Here is a 14,422-nt window from a genome sequence, read left to right on the forward strand (position 1 = left end):
GCGTTATTCCTCTTTCTTGGCTGCGGTCTTCTTTTTAGCCGCGGTGGTTTTCTTTGCCGTCGTTGTCTTCTTCGCAGCAGGCTTTTTCTTGGCGGCCGGCTTCTTTTTGCCGCCCTTGGCCGCTTTTGCCGCGATCAGCTCCACGGCTTCCTCAAGCGTCACTTCCATCGGGTCCTTGCCCTTGGGAAGCGTGGCGTTGACCTTGCCATGGTTGACATAGGGGCCATAACGGCCGTCGCGCACGGTGATCTTGCCGCCCTCGTCGGGATGATCGCCAAGCTCCTTGAGCGCCGATGGCGTGGAGCGGCCGCGACCACCCTTGGCCTTCTTCTCGGCGATGACGGTCACCGCGCGGTTGAGGCCGACGGTGAACACATCCTCGACGCTTTCCAGATTGGCGTAAGCGCCATCATGAAGCAGGAAGGGGCCATAGCGACCGATGCCGGCGGAGATCATCTTGCCGGTTTCGGGATGCTCGCCCACCTCGCGCGGCAGGGCGAGAAGCGAGAGCGCCTTTTCCAGATCCATCTCGGCCGGAGACCAGCCCTTGGGCAGACCGGCGCGCTTGGCTTCCTTGCCTTCGCCACGCTGCACATAGGGGCCGAAGCGGCCCGAGCGCAGGGTGATGTCCTCGTCGGTCTGCGGATCCTTGCCGAGCACCTTGTCGCCGTCGACACCGTTCTCGCCATTCTCGCCGTTTCCAGCCTCGCCGAACTGGCGGGTGAAGCCGCATTCGGGATAGTTGGAGCAGCCGACGAATGCGCCGTGCCGGCCAAGTTTTAGCGAAAGCTGGCCGGTGCCGCAGCGCGGGCAGGCGCGCGGATCGGTGCCGTCTTCCTTTGCCGGGAAGGCGAGCGGAGCAAGTTCCTCGTTCAGCGCATCGAGAACATTGGTGACGCGCAGTTCCTTGATCTCGTCCACATGACCGGAGAAGTCCTGCCAGAAATCGCGCAGCACATCCTTCCAGGAGAGCTGGCCGTCGGAGATCTTGTCGAGCTTCTCTTCAAGGCTGGCCGTGAAGTCGTATTCCACATAGCGCTCGAAGAAGCTTTCCAGAAACGCCGTGACGAGACGGCCCTTGGCCTGCGGCATGAGCCGCCGCTTCTCGATGATCACGTAATCGCGATCCTCAAGCGTCTTCAGCGTCGCGGCATAGGTGGACGGGCGGCCGATGCCGAGCTCTTCCATCTTCTTGATGAGCGAGGCTTCGGAATAGCGCGGCGGCGGCTCGGTCGTGTGCTTGGTGACGTCGATGGTCTCGCGGGTCTGCTCCTCGCCCTCGCGGATCTCGGGCAGGCGGCGGCTCTCTTCGTCGTCGGCGTTCTCGTCCTTGTCGATTGCATAGGCGGCAAGGAAGCCTTCAAAGCGGATCACCGAGCCAACGGCGCGCAGGCCGGCGTTGCGGCCAGCGTTCTCGGCAAGAATCTCGACCGTGGTGCGCTCAATCTCTGCCGGCTGCATCTGGCTGGCGATGGCGCGCTTCCAGATCATCTCGTAGAGACGGGCCTGATCCGGATCGAGATAGCGGCGCATCTGGTCGGGCGTGCGGGAGAAATCCGTCGGGCGGATCGCTTCGTGCGCTTCCTGGGCGTTCTTGGCCTTGACCGAATAGAAGCGCGGCTTCTCGGGCAGGTAGCGCTCGCCGAAATTGTCGCCGATCGCCTTGCGGGCCTGATCGAGCGCCTCGGGCGCCATCTGCACGCCGTCGGTACGCATATAGGTGATGAGACCGGCGGTCTCGCCGCCAATATCGATGCCCTCATAAAGGCGCTGCGCGACCTGCATGGTGCGCGATGCCCCGAAGCCGAGGCGCGACGAGGCGGCCTGCTGCATGGTCGAGGTGGTGAAGGGCGGTGCGGGGTTGCGCCGCGTCGGCTTGGCCTCGACGGACAGCGTGCGGAAGGTCGCGCCCTCCAGCATGGCCTTGATGTCGTCGGCCTGCTCCTGGCTCTTGATGTCGAGCTTCTGGAGCTTCTTGCCTTCAAGCGTCGTCAGGCGCGCCTCGAAGCTCTCCTGGCGGGGCGTGGCGAGTTTTGCCGCGATCTGCCAGTAGTCTTCGCGGATGAAGCGCTCGATTTCGGCTTCGCGGTCGCAGACGAGCCTGAGGGCCACGGACTGGACGCGGCCGGCCGAGCGTGCGCCCGGCAGCTTGCGCCACAGAACCGGCGACAGGGTGAAGCCCACCAGATAATCGAGTGCGCGGCGGGCGAGATAGGCATCCACCAGCGGCGTGTCGAGGTCGCGCGGATTGGCGAGCGCATCGAGAACCGATTTCTTGGTGATGGCGTTGAAGACGACGCGGCGAACCGGCTTGTCCTTCAGCGCCTTCTTCTGTTTCAGAACCTCAAGCACATGCCAGGAAATCGCTTCACCTTCGCGATCCGGGTCAGTGGCGAGGATAAGGGTGTCAGCCTCCTTCACGGCCTTGGTGATATCACTCAGGCGTTTGGCGGAAGGGCTGTCGACACTCCACGACATGGCGAAGTCTTCGTCCGGGCGAACGGACCCGTCCTTGGCCGGCAGATCGCGCACATGGCCGAAGGAGGCGAGAACCTTATAGTTCGAGCCCAGATATTTGTTGATGGTTTTCGCCTTGGCAGGCGACTCGACGATAACGAGATCCATAAGCTTTCAGATTTCCCCGCAGGCTTCCGGCTTTGTCGCCGCGCCCCGCATTTTGAACGAATCCAGCCCCGTCACATGGCCGTGCTTTACCCCGCGGTCAAGGGCCAATGGGAATTTCGTCCGCTGGCGAAGGGCTGTGGACGGCGGTGTGTTTATCGTAAATTTATCGTTTATTTGTTTATAACGGCATGTATACTCCATCTGGGTCCTTAATGGAGAAGTACCGGGGAAACAGGCAACACTGGGGCTGCACAACAGGAGCATCGGGGCTGTGAAGAGGGGTGCCGCGCGCTGGAAGGGAGTGTCGGCGAATGGGCGAACAGTATGGAAGGAGACGTACCGAGACGCTTGATTACGTTCAGGCGATGCTCGGGCAATTGCGGACGATGGCGCTTTCCGAACGGTGCGACATGCTCGCCTACCTTGTCGAGATGGCCTATCTTGAGGCCAGCGACATCATTCGTGGCGAACGACCGCATCGGGTCGGTCAAGGTCGCGGGGTCGGGGAAGGTCGCGTCGGGGAATGTCGTCTTGAGCTAGATGTCGGTGGGAACAAGCGAGACCGCGCTTCCTGAGTGCCGTTCGAGTCGGCCCGCCAGATCAAGCTCAAGCAATATTGTCATGACCTGTGCCGGGTGTAGCCCGGTATGGCGAATGAGATCATCGATAAGCACGGGCGTCGGTCCCATCGCGTTGACGATGTGGTCGCGCTCGCTTTCGCTTGGGGGCGGAGCGGAGGTCAGGGGCTCCGGCTCTTCAAAGCTTTCCGTTCTCACGGGCGGCGTGTCCAGAAGCGGCAGGATCTGCGACACCACGTCATCCATCTCGGTCACGAGGATCGCGCCATCCTTCAAAAGCGCGTTCGCGCCGCCCGCCCTTGGATCGAACGGCGAACCGGGCACCGCGAAAACCAGCCGTCCCATCTCTCCTGCCAGTCTGGCGCTGATGAGAGAACCGGACCGCTTGGCGGCTTCCACCACCACGAGACCGAAGGCAATGCCGGCAACGAGGCGGTTGCGGCGCGGGAAATCGCGCGCGCGGGGCGTCCAGCCGAACGGCATTTCGCTGATCACCACGCCGCGCTCGGCGATCTCTCCATAGAGCCTGTCGTTCTCGGGCGGATAGGGCTTGTCGAGCCCGCCGGCCAGCGCGGCGACGGTGCCTGTCTCCAGACTGCCCTTGTGGGCGGCAGCGTCGATGCCGCGCGCGAGGCCCGAAGCAATCGTGAAGCCGGCGCTGCCAAGGTCCGAGGCCAGGCGCTGGGCCATCTTGATGCCGGTGACGGAGGCGTTGCGGGCACCGACCATGGCGATGGTGGGGCGCTGGGCGATTGCGGGATCGCCTTTCATGGCGAGAAGCGGCGGGGGCTGGTCCATGCGGCGCATCAGGGGCGGGTATTCCTGCTCGCCCACAGCGACGAAGCGCGCGCCGAAACGGCGGGCCTGTTCCATTTCGCGTTCGGCGTCCTCACGCGTCGCGATCACGATGCGCCGATTGGCGCCACCGCGCTGCGCAAGTTCGGGAATCATCTCAAGGGCGTTCGTTGCCGAGCCGAAATGATTGACGAGCTGGCGAAAGGTCGCCGGCCCGACATTCTCGCTGCGCAGGAGTTGCAGCCAGTCGAGGCGCTGTCGGTCACTGAGCCGCACACCGCCCCGGGGCGCGTTCACCCCTTGCCCCCGATGCGCGTTTCCGTGCCGGATAGAAGGCGCGCAATGTTTGCGCGGTGCTTGATGAAGACGATCAGGCTCATCAGAACGAACAGTTCCGCCGCCTGCACATATCCAAGCAGGTAAAGCCCGATGGGCACCGCGACGGCGGCGACAAGCGCCGACAGTGAAGAGTAGCGGGTGAGGAAGGCGACGGAGAGCCACACTGCGGCGAAGATCAGCGCGCCGGGCCAGGCGATGGCGACGAGCACGCCGAGATAGGTTGCCACGCCCTTGCCGCCGCGAAAGCCGAGCCAGACGGGAAAGAGGTGGCCGAGAAACGCGCCAAGCCCGGCTGCGACCGCCTGATCAGGCCCGTAGAGCCCGGCCAGGAGAACGGCCACCGTGCCCTTGAGCGCATCGCCCAGAAGGGTGAGGGCGGCGAGCTTCTTGCTGCCGGTGCGCAGCACATTGGTTGCGCCGATATTGCCTGAGCCGATCTTGCGCACATCGCCCTTGCCCGCAAGCCGCGTGATGATGAGGCCGAACGGGATGGAGCCGAGCAGATATCCGAAGACAAGCGCGGCAATGAGATAGGGCAAGGCTACTTGCCAACTGATGGGATCTGGCATCCGACTCTCTCCCCCGGTGTTTCGGAGTGCTCAGGCGCTGAACACTGTGCGGCCTGCAACCATTGTTTGCAAGACCCGGCCCTGCATGCGGGCGCCTTCAAAGCAGGTGTTCTTGGACAGCGAGCGAATGTCTGCCTCGCGCACGATCCACGGCGCATCAATGTCGACAAGCACCAGATCGGCAGGCGCGCCGGTCTTCAGCGTGCCGCCGGGCAGGCCGAAAAGCCGCGCCGGCGCGGTCGACAGGCACTCGATCAGGCGCAGCAGCGGCAGGTCGCCATTGTGATAGAGACGAAGCGCAGCAGCCAGAACGGTTTCGAGGCCGATGGCACCGGCTTCGGCTTCGGCAAAGGGCAGGCGCTTCGTGTCGACATCCTGCGGGTCGTGCGAGGAGACAATCACGTCGATCGCGCCCGATTTCAGCGCTTCCACCATGGCAAGCCGGTCGTCTTCGGTGCGCAGTGGCGGCGAAAGCCGGAAGAAGGTGCGGTAATCGCCGATGTCGTTTTCGTTGAGCGTCAGGTGATTGATGGAAATGCCGGCGCTCACCTGCGCGCCTTCGTCCTTGGCGCGGGCGATGGCAGCCGCTGACATGGCGGTCGAAATCTTTGCCGCATGATAGCGCCCGCCGGTCAGACCAGCGAGCATCAGGTCGCGGGTAAGCGGAATGGTCTCCGCCTCGCGGGGGATGCCAGGAAGGCCGAGCCAGCTTGCAAAAAGCCCCTCATTCATCACGCCGGAGGAGGCAAGATGCGGATCCTGCGTCTCATGGGCGATGGTGATGCCCAAATCGCGCGCATAGGTGAGGGCGCGCCGCATCACCAGCGCATTGGCAATTGTTGCACGACCTTCGGTGAGCATCACCGCGCCTGCCTCGCTGAGCAGGCCGAACTCGGAAAGCTCCTTGCCGGCAAAGCCTCTGGTGACGGCGGCGGAGGGAAACACGTTGACCACGGCCGTCTCGCGCGCCGTGCGCTTGACGAATTCCACCAGCGCCACATCGTCGATGACGGGCTTGGTGTCGGGCATCATGATCAGCGATGTCACGCCGCCGGCGGCTGCCGCGCGGCTGGCTGAAGCGATGGTCTCGCGATGCTCGGCACCCGGTTCGCCGATGAAGACGCGCGAATCCACGAGGCCCGGCATGACGGCATGGCCCTGGCAGTCGACAATCGTTGCATTGTCGGGCGCACCCTGGTTCAGCGCGTCAGCGCCGGCGGCGGCAATCGCGCCGTCGATGACGATCACCGCGCCGCGCTCATCGATGCCGCGCGACGGGTCGATCACGCGGGCGTTCTGGAAAACCGTCGCGCTCATGCTGCGCCTCCTTCCGCGTTGCGTCGCGGATCGAGCAGCGCATCCATCACGGCCATGCGCACGGCAACGCCCATTTCAACCTGCTCCTGAATGAGGCTCTGCGGCCCGTCGGCGATTTCCGAGGCGATTTCGACGCCGCGGTTCATGGGGCCGGGATGCATGACGAGGACGTCATCTTTCGCGGCTTTCAGCTTTTCTGCATCAAGCCCGAAATGACGGAAATATTCGCGAACGGACGGAACCAGAGAGCCGGCCATGCGCTCGCGCTGCAGGCGCAGCATCATCACGATGTCCGCGCCCTTGAGGCCTTCGTCCATGCGGGTGAACGGCTCGACGCCCATCTGGTCGATGCCGGAAGGCAGAAGCGTGGAGGGGGCGACCACCCGAACCCGCGCGCCCAGCGCGTTGAGCAGAACGATGTTCGAGCGCGCCACGCGTGAATGCAGAACGTCGCCGCAGATCGCGACCGTCAGCCCGCCGATCCGGCCCTTGGCGCGGCGGATGGTCAGCGCGTCGAGCAGGGCCTGGGTCGGATGTTCGTGCGCGCCATCGCCGGCATTCACGACCGAGCAGGAGACCTTTTGGGCAAGAAGCGCTGCCGCGCCCGCCGCCGCATGGCGGATTATCAGAATGTCCGGGCGCATCGCGTTCAGCGTGATGGCCGTGTCCAGCAGCGTCTCGCCCTTCTTGGTCGAGGAACTGGCGACGGACATGTTCATCACGTCAGCGCCCAGCCGCTTGCCAGCCAGCTCGAACGAGGACTGCGTGCGCGTCGAGGCTTCGTAGAACAGGTTTATCTGGGTGCGGCCGCGCAGCGTGGCGGTTTTCTTTTCCTGCTGTCGTGAAATGGCAACAGCGGCGTCGGCCCGGTCGAGAAGCATCTCGATATCCAGCGGCGACAGGCCCTTGATGCCAAGCAGGTGGCGGTGCGGATAGAGCGGGAAAGAAGTGTTTGTCATCTCAAGAGTTTGCTATAGGCCCCGCCCGGCAAGCCTGCAAGCGCGCATCACGCGTGCACTTGATTAATCCGGCAAAAGTAACAGGTTTCTGTTTTCATGGATCGCCCCGGTTTTCATGGATTGGCCCCGTTTTCATGGATTGGCCCCGTTTTCATGGATTGGCAAGGTGTGGTTGCCATCATGCATCGTTAAAAGTGCGTTGATTCCCGACGCGCCGCCGCAGTTCTGATAGAGTGAAGCCGTGACGCACGAAGTAATGAACCAGTCGCCTCCGATCGCCGGCACGAACGCCTGGCGCAGCGACCCGCTGCTGATGCAGGCGGCGGAGAATTTTTCCGAACCCGTGCGCAAGGATCTCGACACGCTTGGCCGTTTCGTGCGCAATCAGGAAGCGCTTGATCTGGCGCGGCTTGCAAATTCCGAAGTTCCCCAGCTTCGCACCCATGACCGTTATGGAAACAGGCTTGATCTGGTGGAGTATCACCCGGCCTATCACGCGCTCATGCGGCGTTCTGCGGCGAACGGCCTGCATTCTTCCATCTGGGAGAAAACGGCATCCGAATCCGGCATGCGCCACCAGATTCGCGCGGCCCGCTTTTTCATGACGGCGCAGCTCGAGAGCGGGCATCTGTGCCCGCTGACCATGACCAATGCGTCACTGGCCGCGCTGATGGCCGACACATCGCTCTTCCGGCGCTGGGCACCGCGCGTGGCGGTGCGCAAATACGATCACACCAGCAAGCCGCTTGCGCAAAAGGCCGGCATCACCATCGGCATGGGAATGACCGAGAAACAGGGCGGAACGGATGTGCGGGCGAACACGTCGCGCGCCGAACCGCTGGAAGGCAAGATCTACCGTCTGTCGGGCCACAAATGGTTCCTGTCTGCCCCCATGTCGGATGCGTTTCTCATGCTGGCGCAAACGGATCGGGGGCTGTCATGCTTCCTCGTTCCGCGTCTTCTCGAAGACAATGCCGGCAACGGGCTGCGTCTTCAGCGCCTGAAGGACAAGCTCGGCAACCGCTCCAATGCGTCCGCCGAAGTGGAGTTCGACGGCACGATGGGCGAACTCGTGGGCGAGCCGGGAGCCGGTGTGCGCACCATCATGGACATGGTCACGCTAACGCGGCTCGATTGCGCGCTCGGATCAGCGGGCATCATGCGGGCGAGCCTCGCAGAGGCGGTTCATCACGCGCGTCATCGTTCCGCCTTCGGAAAAACGCTGATCGAGCAGCCGCTCATGCTGCGCGTTCTGGCAGACATGGCGCTGGATGTGGCAGCGGCCACGGCGCTTTCCATGCGCCTTGCGCGCGCTTTCGACGAGGCTGCGGATCATCGCGGCGAGGCGGCCTTTGCCCGCGTGATGACGCCGGTCGTGAAATACTGGGTCTGCAAGCTTGCGCCTGCCGTCACCTATGAGGCGATGGAGTGTCTTGGCGGCAATGGCTATGTGGAGGAAGCGCCGCTTGCGCGCCATTACCGCGAAGCCCCGGTCAACGCGATCTGGGAAGGTTCTGGCAATGTGATGGGCCTTGATGTGCTGCGCGTGCTGGATCGCAATGCCGGGCTCTTTGACGATGTGCTGGGCATGATCGGCAATGATCTCGGCGAAAAGGGCGGCGCAACGCTTGAGGTGCTGGCGGCTGCGGCCCGCGTGTGCCAGACGGATGAAGGCTCTGCGCGCATCCTGACCGAGCAGCTGGCGCTCGCGGCAGCGGCTGCCGAACTGCGGCGCATGGGCGGCGGCCGGGTCGCCGACGCCTTCATCGAGACGCGCCTCGCAGGCCAGTGGCGCAGCACCTACGGCATGCTGGACGCGCGCCATGACGCGGCGTCCATTCTCGATGTGCTCTATCCGGAAACGAACTGAGAAACGAGCGTCAGAACGAGCGGGATCGTGAAGAAGGCGAGGGCGGTCTGTACCGTCGTGATGCTGGCGTAAAGCGGCGCGTCGCCGCCAAGCTGACGCGCCAGCAGAAACCCGTTCATGGCGGTGGGGACTGCGGCGCACAGGGCCAGATAGCTGAGTGCCGGCCCGGACACACCAAAGCCGAGCGCCACGGCAATCATCAAGACCGGGAAGAACAAAAGCTTCAGGAAGGATGAAATCCAGAGCGACGCGCCTGCGGCGCGGAAATCGTCCGTCTGCAGGCTGGCCCCGATGGTCAGGAGCCCCATGCCAAGCGCTGCCCGTCCGACCAGATCGAGCGTCTGGTTGAGTGGCGGGTAGAGATCAAAGGGCATGAAGCGCAGCAGGACTGCCGTCGCTGCCGCCAGGATCATCGGGTTGCGCGCGACATCCAGCATCACTTTGGAGAGCGAAGCGGTGCTGTCGGCAAAGCGCGTCACCACAAAGACAGAGGCGATGTTGATCGGGATGATGATCGTCGCCATCACCAGCGCCACAACGGCCGCCCCCTCCGGCGGAAAGAGTTTTTGGGCCACCGCGAGCGCCATGAAACCGTTCCAGCGCACCGCCGTCTGAAAAACCGAGGAATATTGTGCGTGTCGCACGAGGCCGGTTGCGCGCAGCGCAGGCCAGAGCGCCAGAACGAGCGCAATGAAAGAGAGAACGGAGACGATCAGCGCGCCGAGCATCGCGTCCAGCCGAAGCTCGGAAAAGTCTGCGTTCGCGATGGTTATGAAGAGAAGCGACGGGTAGAGGAACCAGTAGCAGAGCTGTTCGAGGCCGGGCCATGTCTCATCACTGATCAGCGGCGTGCGGCGCAGCACATTGCCGGCGATGATCAGCAGGAAGATTGGCAGGATACTTTCAAAGATCGCGAACATGGAGAATCCGGCAGGCGAGAGGAAGCCTCATTAGCTAGTGGCCGGGGCTGCGCCTGTAAAGCGAGGGCGCGATTGCGATGCTGTGAAAATTAACCTTAACAATTGGTAAGCGTTGCGGCGGATTTTCCCGCAGTTCACTGTGGTTCGCATTCGAGAATGAGAGCCATGAATCGCACATTCGCAACCCTTCTGACGGTCTTCTGGACCATCACTTTCGCAGCCTCTGCCTGGGCGGCAGCGCTTGCTGACGGCGTTTTGATGCCCGTCGGTGCGTCGGCTGCCGAGGGGGGGGTGCAGCTTTCACATCTCCTTGGCCAGCTGGGCGTGGTGCTTGGAAACGCACTCGTTGCGGTGCTGTTCCTGTGGACCTTCGTGGTGTCCGTGCTGGAAAAGGGGGAGACGCGGGAGACCGCGACCGTGGCGCAGCTTGCCTGCGCCGGCGCGCTTCTCATGCTGATCGTGGATGCGGTTCAGGCCGGCTTCGTCGCGGATGCGACGGCTCTGACGCCGACGGGAGCGGTGACGGTGAAATTCCTCGCCATCCTGGCAACCCATCTGGTGCTGCGTCGCCAAGAGCTTGCGGACAATGGCGCGGAGCAACAGCTTCAGCCGGTTCCGGTGAACCGCTTCTCGGCGATGCGCCTTGTCGATGCCGCGCACGAAGCCATGACCGCGCGCCTTGCTTCCCGGCTTGTCGCCCGCCGGGGCTTTCAGTTTTCCCCACCCGCCAATGACGACAGGAGCCACTGATGCGTCTGCTGCTTATCTTATGGGCATTACCCATGGGCCTGTTCTGGGGATGGTACGGCCTGTCGTACAACGATCTGAACTTCGGCTTCACATTCCTGAGCCGGGAGATGAATGATCTGCTGTTCAGGATTTATGGCAATATTCTCGGCATCGATCCGCAGGTGATTCCCGGCATGGTCGCGCGGGCCTGCGTGGTCGACTCGTTCATCCTTGCCGGCATCGTCGCGTTTCGTCGCCGTCGCGCAATCAAGGCCTGGTATCAGGACAAGCGCGCGGCCTACCGGGCCGGTGAAGCGGCTCCGGAAGCACGCAGCCTGTCCAGCGCGCCCTGAAGGATGAAGGCGGCGGCGGCCGAATCGATCCGCTCCGCCCGTTTCTTGCGCGATACATCCATCTCCAGAAGCGCCCGCTCTGCGGCAACCGTCGACATGCGTTCGTCCCAGAAGGCGACGGGAAGGTCCGTCAGCCGCTCAAGATTGCGGATGAAGGCGCGCGTCGACTGTGCGCGCGGGCCTTCCGTGCCATCCATATTGACCGGTAGGCCGATGACGATGCCGCCGACATTGTCGCGCTTGAACGCGGCAAGCAGCGCTTCGGCGTCCTGCGTGAATTTCTTGCGCATCACCACCTGACGCGGCGTCGCCAGCGACAGTCCGCGGTCGGAGACCGAAAGCCCGATGGTCTTGGTGCCGAGGTCGAGCCCGGCCAGCGTCTGGCCCGCAGTGAGAAAAGCGGGGAGTTCCTGCAGGTCGACCACTGACAAAACTGTACACTCCAATTACGACTGTGGGATGGTTCTAGAGCAATTCCAGGGAAAGTGGAAACCGGTTTCCCGTCCGGAACTGCCTGAAAACAATGACTTGGCGACTTTGCCGATTCCGCGGGACGACAAAGTGGTCTAATGACGCTGCAGCGGTTACACGAAAAGAAGTCGCTGCGCGACAGGCGTCGTTGAACGCGCCACATTCAGCAAGGAGTATTTCCCATGGACCTGACCTGGTACGGCCATTCCGCGTTTCGCGTGGATGCAGGCGATGCGCGCATCCTGATCGATCCGTTCCTCAGCGGAAACCCTTCCTGGAACGATGGATGGGAAGGCCCGGCGGAGGGCGTGACGCATGTGCTGCTCACCCACGGCCATGACGATCATATCGGCGATGCGGTCGAAATCCTGAAGAAGACCGGCGCGATGCTGGTCGCCAATTTCGAAATCTGCATGTTCCTTGTCGGCAAGGGCGTCGACCAGAACCGCATCAACCCCGGCAATCACGGCGGCACCGTCGATTGCGGCGGCTTCACCACAACATTCGTGAACGCGCTGCATTCCTCGTCGTCTGCAGGCGAGGGCGGTGCGAACACCTATCTGGGCAATCCTGCCGGTCTCGTCCTCCACTTCCCCGAGGACAAGACGCTCTATCACATGGGCGATACCGACATTTTCGGCGACATGGCGCTGATCCACGAACTCCATCAGCCTGAAATCGGTCTTGTGCCGGTCGGTGACCGGTTCACGATGGGCGGTGCCGTCGCGGCACTCGCCTGCCGCCGCTACTTCAAGTTCGATACCGTGCTGCCCTGCCATTTCGGGACATTCCCGATCATCGATCAGACGGCGCAGAAATTCATCGACGGCATGCAAGGCTCCGGCGTGACTGTGCCGGTGCTGAAGGTGGGCGAGACGATTTCGCTTTAGGGAGCGCGATGCATCGCGCATTGATGCACCGCGTATTCTGGAAATCGTTTCCGATTTTCGGGCCTTTCCTATAGCAATTCCGGTGCGCCGGAGCGCGTTGGCGGTTGCACGCCGCCCGCGCGCCGATTATAGCCGTGGCGCAGCCAATAAGCGCCTGGAGAGAACCATGTCCGTGGACATCGATACCGTGAAGCGTGTTGCGCGCCTTTCCCGCATTGCCGTTGACGATGCGGACGCAGAGCGCATGACAGGCGAACTGAACGCCATTCTCGGTTTCGTCGAGCAACTGAACGAAGTGAATGTCGAGGGCGTCGAGCCCATGACGTCTGTCATCCCGATGGCGATGAAGAAGCGTCAGGACGGCGTGACCGACGGCAACAAGGCCGACGACATCGTCGCCAATGCACCGGTTTCGGAGGACAATTTCTTCGTTGTCCCGAAAGTGGTCGAATAGAAGCCAGCATAAGCTTCCAAACCCATTTGCCCTGACCGGCCCCCGGATTTTCACGGATTTTCCATGACAGAGCTCACCAAACTCACCATTGCCGAGGCGCGCGAAAAGCTGGCTGCCAAGGCGTTCACCGCCACGGAGCTGACCGAGGCATATCTTTCGGCCATCGACACGGCCAATGAAAAGCTCAACGCCTATGTCGCCGTCACCCACGACAAGGCGCGCGCCATGGCGAAGGCAAGCGATGAGCGGATCGCGAAGGGCGAGGCGGGCGCGCTGGAAGGCATTCCGCTCGGCATCAAGGACCTGTTCGCGACCGAAGACGTTCACACCCAGGCCTCCAGCCACATTCTCGACGGGTTCAAGCCGAAATACGAATCCACCGTGACGGCCAATCTGTGGGCCGATGGCGCGGTGATGCTCGGCAAGCTCAACATGGATGAGTTCGCCATGGGCTCGTCCAACGAGACCTCCTATTACGGTCCGGTCATCAACCCGTGGCGCGCCGAAGGCTCCAATGCCGATCTGGTGCCGGGCGGCTCTTCCGGCGGTTCGGCGGCAGCCGTTTCCGCCCTTTTGTGCGCCGGCGCAACCGCAACGGACACCGGCGGCTCCATCCGCCAGCCCGCAGCCTTCACCGGCACGGTCGGCATCAAGCCGACCTATGGCCGCTGCTCGCGCTGGGGCACGGTGGCTTTCGCTTCCTCACTCGATCAGGCAGGCCCGATTGCGCGCGATGTGCGCGATGCCGCGATCCTTCTGAAGTCCATGGCTTCGGTTGACGACAAGGACACCACCTCCGTCGATCTTCCGGTGCCGGATTACGAGGCCGCCATCGGCCAGTCGATCAAGGGCATGAAGATCGGCATTCCGCGCGAGTACCGTCTCGACGGCATGCCGGAGGAAATCGAGGCACTGTGGAAGCAGGGCATCGACTGGATGCGCGATGCGGGCGCGGAGATCGTCGATATCTCGCTGCCGCACACGAAATACGCGCTGCCGGCCTATTACATCGTTGCGCCTGCCGAGGCGTCTTCCAACCTCGCGCGTTATGACGGCGTGCGTTATGGCCTGCGCGTGCCCGGCAAGGACATTGCCGACATGTATGAGCAGACCCGCGCCGCCGGTTTCGGCCGCGAGGTCAAGCGCCGCATCATGATCGGCACCTATGTGCTGTCGGCCGGCTATTACGACGCCTATTACCTCAAGGCGCAGAAGGTTCGCACGCTCATCAAGCGCGACTTCGAGCAGGTCTTCGATCAGGGCGTCGACGCGATCCTGACGCCGGCAACGCCGTCGGCCGCTTTTGGCATCGCCGATCAGGAAATGGCGTCCGATCCGGTCAAGATGTATCTGAACGACATCTTCACCGTGACGGTGAACATGGCGGGCCTGCCCGGCATCGCCGTGCCCGCCGGTCTTGACGCGAAGGGCCTGCCGCTCGGCCTGCAGCTGATCGGCAAGCCGTTTGAAGAAGAAACGCTGTTCCGCACAGCACATGTGATCGAACAGGCCGCAGGGCGTTTCGCACCGAACAAGTGGTGGTGATGCCCATG

The 14,422-nt window shown here is 63.0% G+C and carries 13 protein-coding genes; 6 read left to right on the top strand and 7 right to left on the bottom strand.

What is annotated here, in order from left to right:
• Positions 1-3: 3 nt before the first annotated feature.
• The 5 genes from topA to NDI72_RS10935 all read right to left on the bottom strand — a co-directional run bounded on the left by topA (position 4) and on the right by NDI72_RS10935 (position 7,182).
• Positions 4-2,625 carry a type I DNA topoisomerase gene (topA, locus tag NDI72_RS10915; protein WP_206552635.1) on the bottom strand — a complete coding sequence of 874 codons (2,622 nt, stop codon included), beginning with the start codon at positions 2,623-2,625 and terminating at the stop codon, positions 4-6.
• 536 nt (positions 2,626-3,161) lie between these two features.
• Entirely contained in the window at positions 3,162-4,295 is a 1,134-nt protein-coding gene (gene dprA / locus NDI72_RS10920) for a DNA-processing protein DprA (protein ID WP_283800478.1), read from the bottom strand.
• On the bottom strand, positions 4,292-4,906 hold the full coding sequence (gene plsY, locus NDI72_RS10925; RefSeq protein ID WP_206547620.1) for a glycerol-3-phosphate 1-O-acyltransferase PlsY: 615 nt from the start codon (positions 4,904-4,906) through the stop codon (positions 4,292-4,294). The genes dprA and plsY overlap by 4 nt, the downstream gene beginning before the upstream one ends.
• Positions 4,907-4,936: 30 nt before the next feature.
• Positions 4,937-6,223: a dihydroorotase gene (locus NDI72_RS10930; protein WP_113155113.1), complete on the bottom strand. Its 1,287-nt coding sequence runs from the start codon at positions 6,221-6,223 to the stop codon at positions 4,937-4,939.
• The gene (locus tag NDI72_RS10935) at positions 6,220-7,182 is read right to left on the bottom strand and encodes an aspartate carbamoyltransferase catalytic subunit (protein ID WP_113155114.1); all 963 of its coding nucleotides are present in this window, start codon (positions 7,180-7,182) and stop codon (positions 6,220-6,222) included. The genes NDI72_RS10930 and NDI72_RS10935 overlap by 4 nt, the downstream gene beginning before the upstream one ends.
• A gap of 256 nt (positions 7,183-7,438) precedes the next feature.
• Between NDI72_RS10935 and NDI72_RS10940 the strand changes: the two genes are divergently transcribed.
• Positions 7,439-9,052 (top strand): acyl-CoA dehydrogenase family protein, encoded by a 1,614-nt coding sequence (locus NDI72_RS10940; RefSeq protein ID WP_283800510.1) that lies wholly within the window; start codon positions 7,439-7,441, stop codon positions 9,050-9,052.
• Here the strand turns inward: NDI72_RS10940 and NDI72_RS10945 are convergent.
• A complete protein-coding gene (locus NDI72_RS10945) occupies positions 9,034-9,972 on the bottom strand; it encodes an AEC family transporter (protein WP_283800479.1) in 939 nt (312 codons plus the stop codon). The two genes, NDI72_RS10940 and NDI72_RS10945, sit on opposite strands and share 19 nt — an antisense overlap.
• Positions 9,973-10,137: 165 nt before the next feature.
• Between NDI72_RS10945 and NDI72_RS10950 the strand changes: the two genes are divergently transcribed.
• Complete coding sequence (locus NDI72_RS10950; RefSeq protein WP_283800480.1) at positions 10,138-10,722, top strand: hypothetical protein; 585 nt, start codon at positions 10,138-10,140, stop codon at positions 10,720-10,722.
• Positions 10,722-11,054: a DUF6105 family protein gene (locus tag NDI72_RS10955; protein WP_206547618.1), complete on the top strand. Its 333-nt coding sequence runs from the start codon at positions 10,722-10,724 to the stop codon at positions 11,052-11,054. The genes NDI72_RS10950 and NDI72_RS10955 overlap by 1 nt, the downstream gene beginning before the upstream one ends.
• On the opposite strand, the gene ruvX is transcribed toward NDI72_RS10955, so the two are convergent.
• Positions 11,000-11,485 carry a Holliday junction resolvase RuvX gene (gene ruvX / locus NDI72_RS10960; protein ID WP_113155119.1) on the bottom strand — a complete coding sequence of 162 codons (486 nt, stop codon included), beginning with the start codon at positions 11,483-11,485 and terminating at the stop codon, positions 11,000-11,002. The genes NDI72_RS10955 and ruvX overlap by 55 nt on opposite strands.
• A 222-nt stretch (positions 11,486-11,707) precedes the next feature.
• Between ruvX and NDI72_RS10965 the strand changes: the two genes are divergently transcribed.
• The 3 genes from NDI72_RS10965 (at position 11,708) to gatA (ending at position 14,414) form a co-directional block, all read left to right on the top strand.
• Complete coding sequence (locus NDI72_RS10965; RefSeq protein ID WP_283800481.1) at positions 11,708-12,415, top strand: metal-dependent hydrolase; 708 nt, start codon at positions 11,708-11,710, stop codon at positions 12,413-12,415.
• 166 nt (positions 12,416-12,581) lie between these two features.
• A complete protein-coding gene (gene gatC, locus NDI72_RS10970) occupies positions 12,582-12,869 on the top strand; it encodes an Asp-tRNA(Asn)/Glu-tRNA(Gln) amidotransferase subunit GatC (protein ID WP_113155121.1) in 288 nt (95 codons plus the stop codon).
• 63 nt (positions 12,870-12,932) lie between these two features.
• Positions 12,933-14,414 carry an Asp-tRNA(Asn)/Glu-tRNA(Gln) amidotransferase subunit GatA gene (gene gatA / locus NDI72_RS10975; RefSeq protein ID WP_113155122.1) on the top strand — a complete coding sequence of 494 codons (1,482 nt, stop codon included), beginning with the start codon at positions 12,933-12,935 and terminating at the stop codon, positions 14,412-14,414.
• The last annotated feature ends 8 nt before the right edge of the window (positions 14,415-14,422 follow it).

This window comes from Nitratireductor sp. GZWM139, from assembly GCF_030068685.1.
Taxonomy (GTDB): Bacteria; Pseudomonadota; Alphaproteobacteria; order Rhizobiales; family Rhizobiaceae; genus Nitratireductor; species Nitratireductor aquimarinus.

Bases quoted from the DNA above. Each gene is read 5' to 3' on its own strand.
- plsY (WP_206547620.1), bottom strand. From the start codon at position 4,906: ATGCCAGATCCCATCAGTTGGCAAGTAGCCTTGCCCTATCTCATTGCC.
- NDI72_RS10955 (WP_206547618.1), top strand. From the start codon at position 10,722: ATGCGTCTGCTGCTTATCTTATGGGCATTACCCATGGGCCTGTTCTGG.
- NDI72_RS10935 (WP_113155114.1), bottom strand. From the start codon at position 7,182: ATGACAAACACTTCTTTCCCGCTCTATCCGCACCGCCACCTGCTTGGC.
- gatC (WP_113155121.1), top strand. From the start codon at position 12,582: ATGTCCGTGGACATCGATACCGTGAAGCGTGTTGCGCGCCTTTCCCGC.
- NDI72_RS10945 (WP_283800479.1), bottom strand. From the start codon at position 9,972: ATGTTCGCGATCTTTGAAAGTATCCTGCCAATCTTCCTGCTGATCATC.
- NDI72_RS10965 (WP_283800481.1), top strand. From the start codon at position 11,708: ATGGACCTGACCTGGTACGGCCATTCCGCGTTTCGCGTGGATGCAGGC.
- gatA (WP_113155122.1), top strand. From the start codon at position 12,933: ATGACAGAGCTCACCAAACTCACCATTGCCGAGGCGCGCGAAAAGCTG.
- NDI72_RS10950 (WP_283800480.1), top strand. From the start codon at position 10,138: ATGAATCGCACATTCGCAACCCTTCTGACGGTCTTCTGGACCATCACT.
- NDI72_RS10930 (WP_113155113.1), bottom strand. From the start codon at position 6,223: ATGAGCGCGACGGTTTTCCAGAACGCCCGCGTGATCGACCCGTCGCGC.
- NDI72_RS10940 (WP_283800510.1), top strand. From the start codon at position 7,439: ATGAACCAGTCGCCTCCGATCGCCGGCACGAACGCCTGGCGCAGCGAC.
- topA (WP_206552635.1), bottom strand. From the start codon at position 2,625: ATGGATCTCGTTATCGTCGAGTCGCCTGCCAAGGCGAAAACCATCAAC.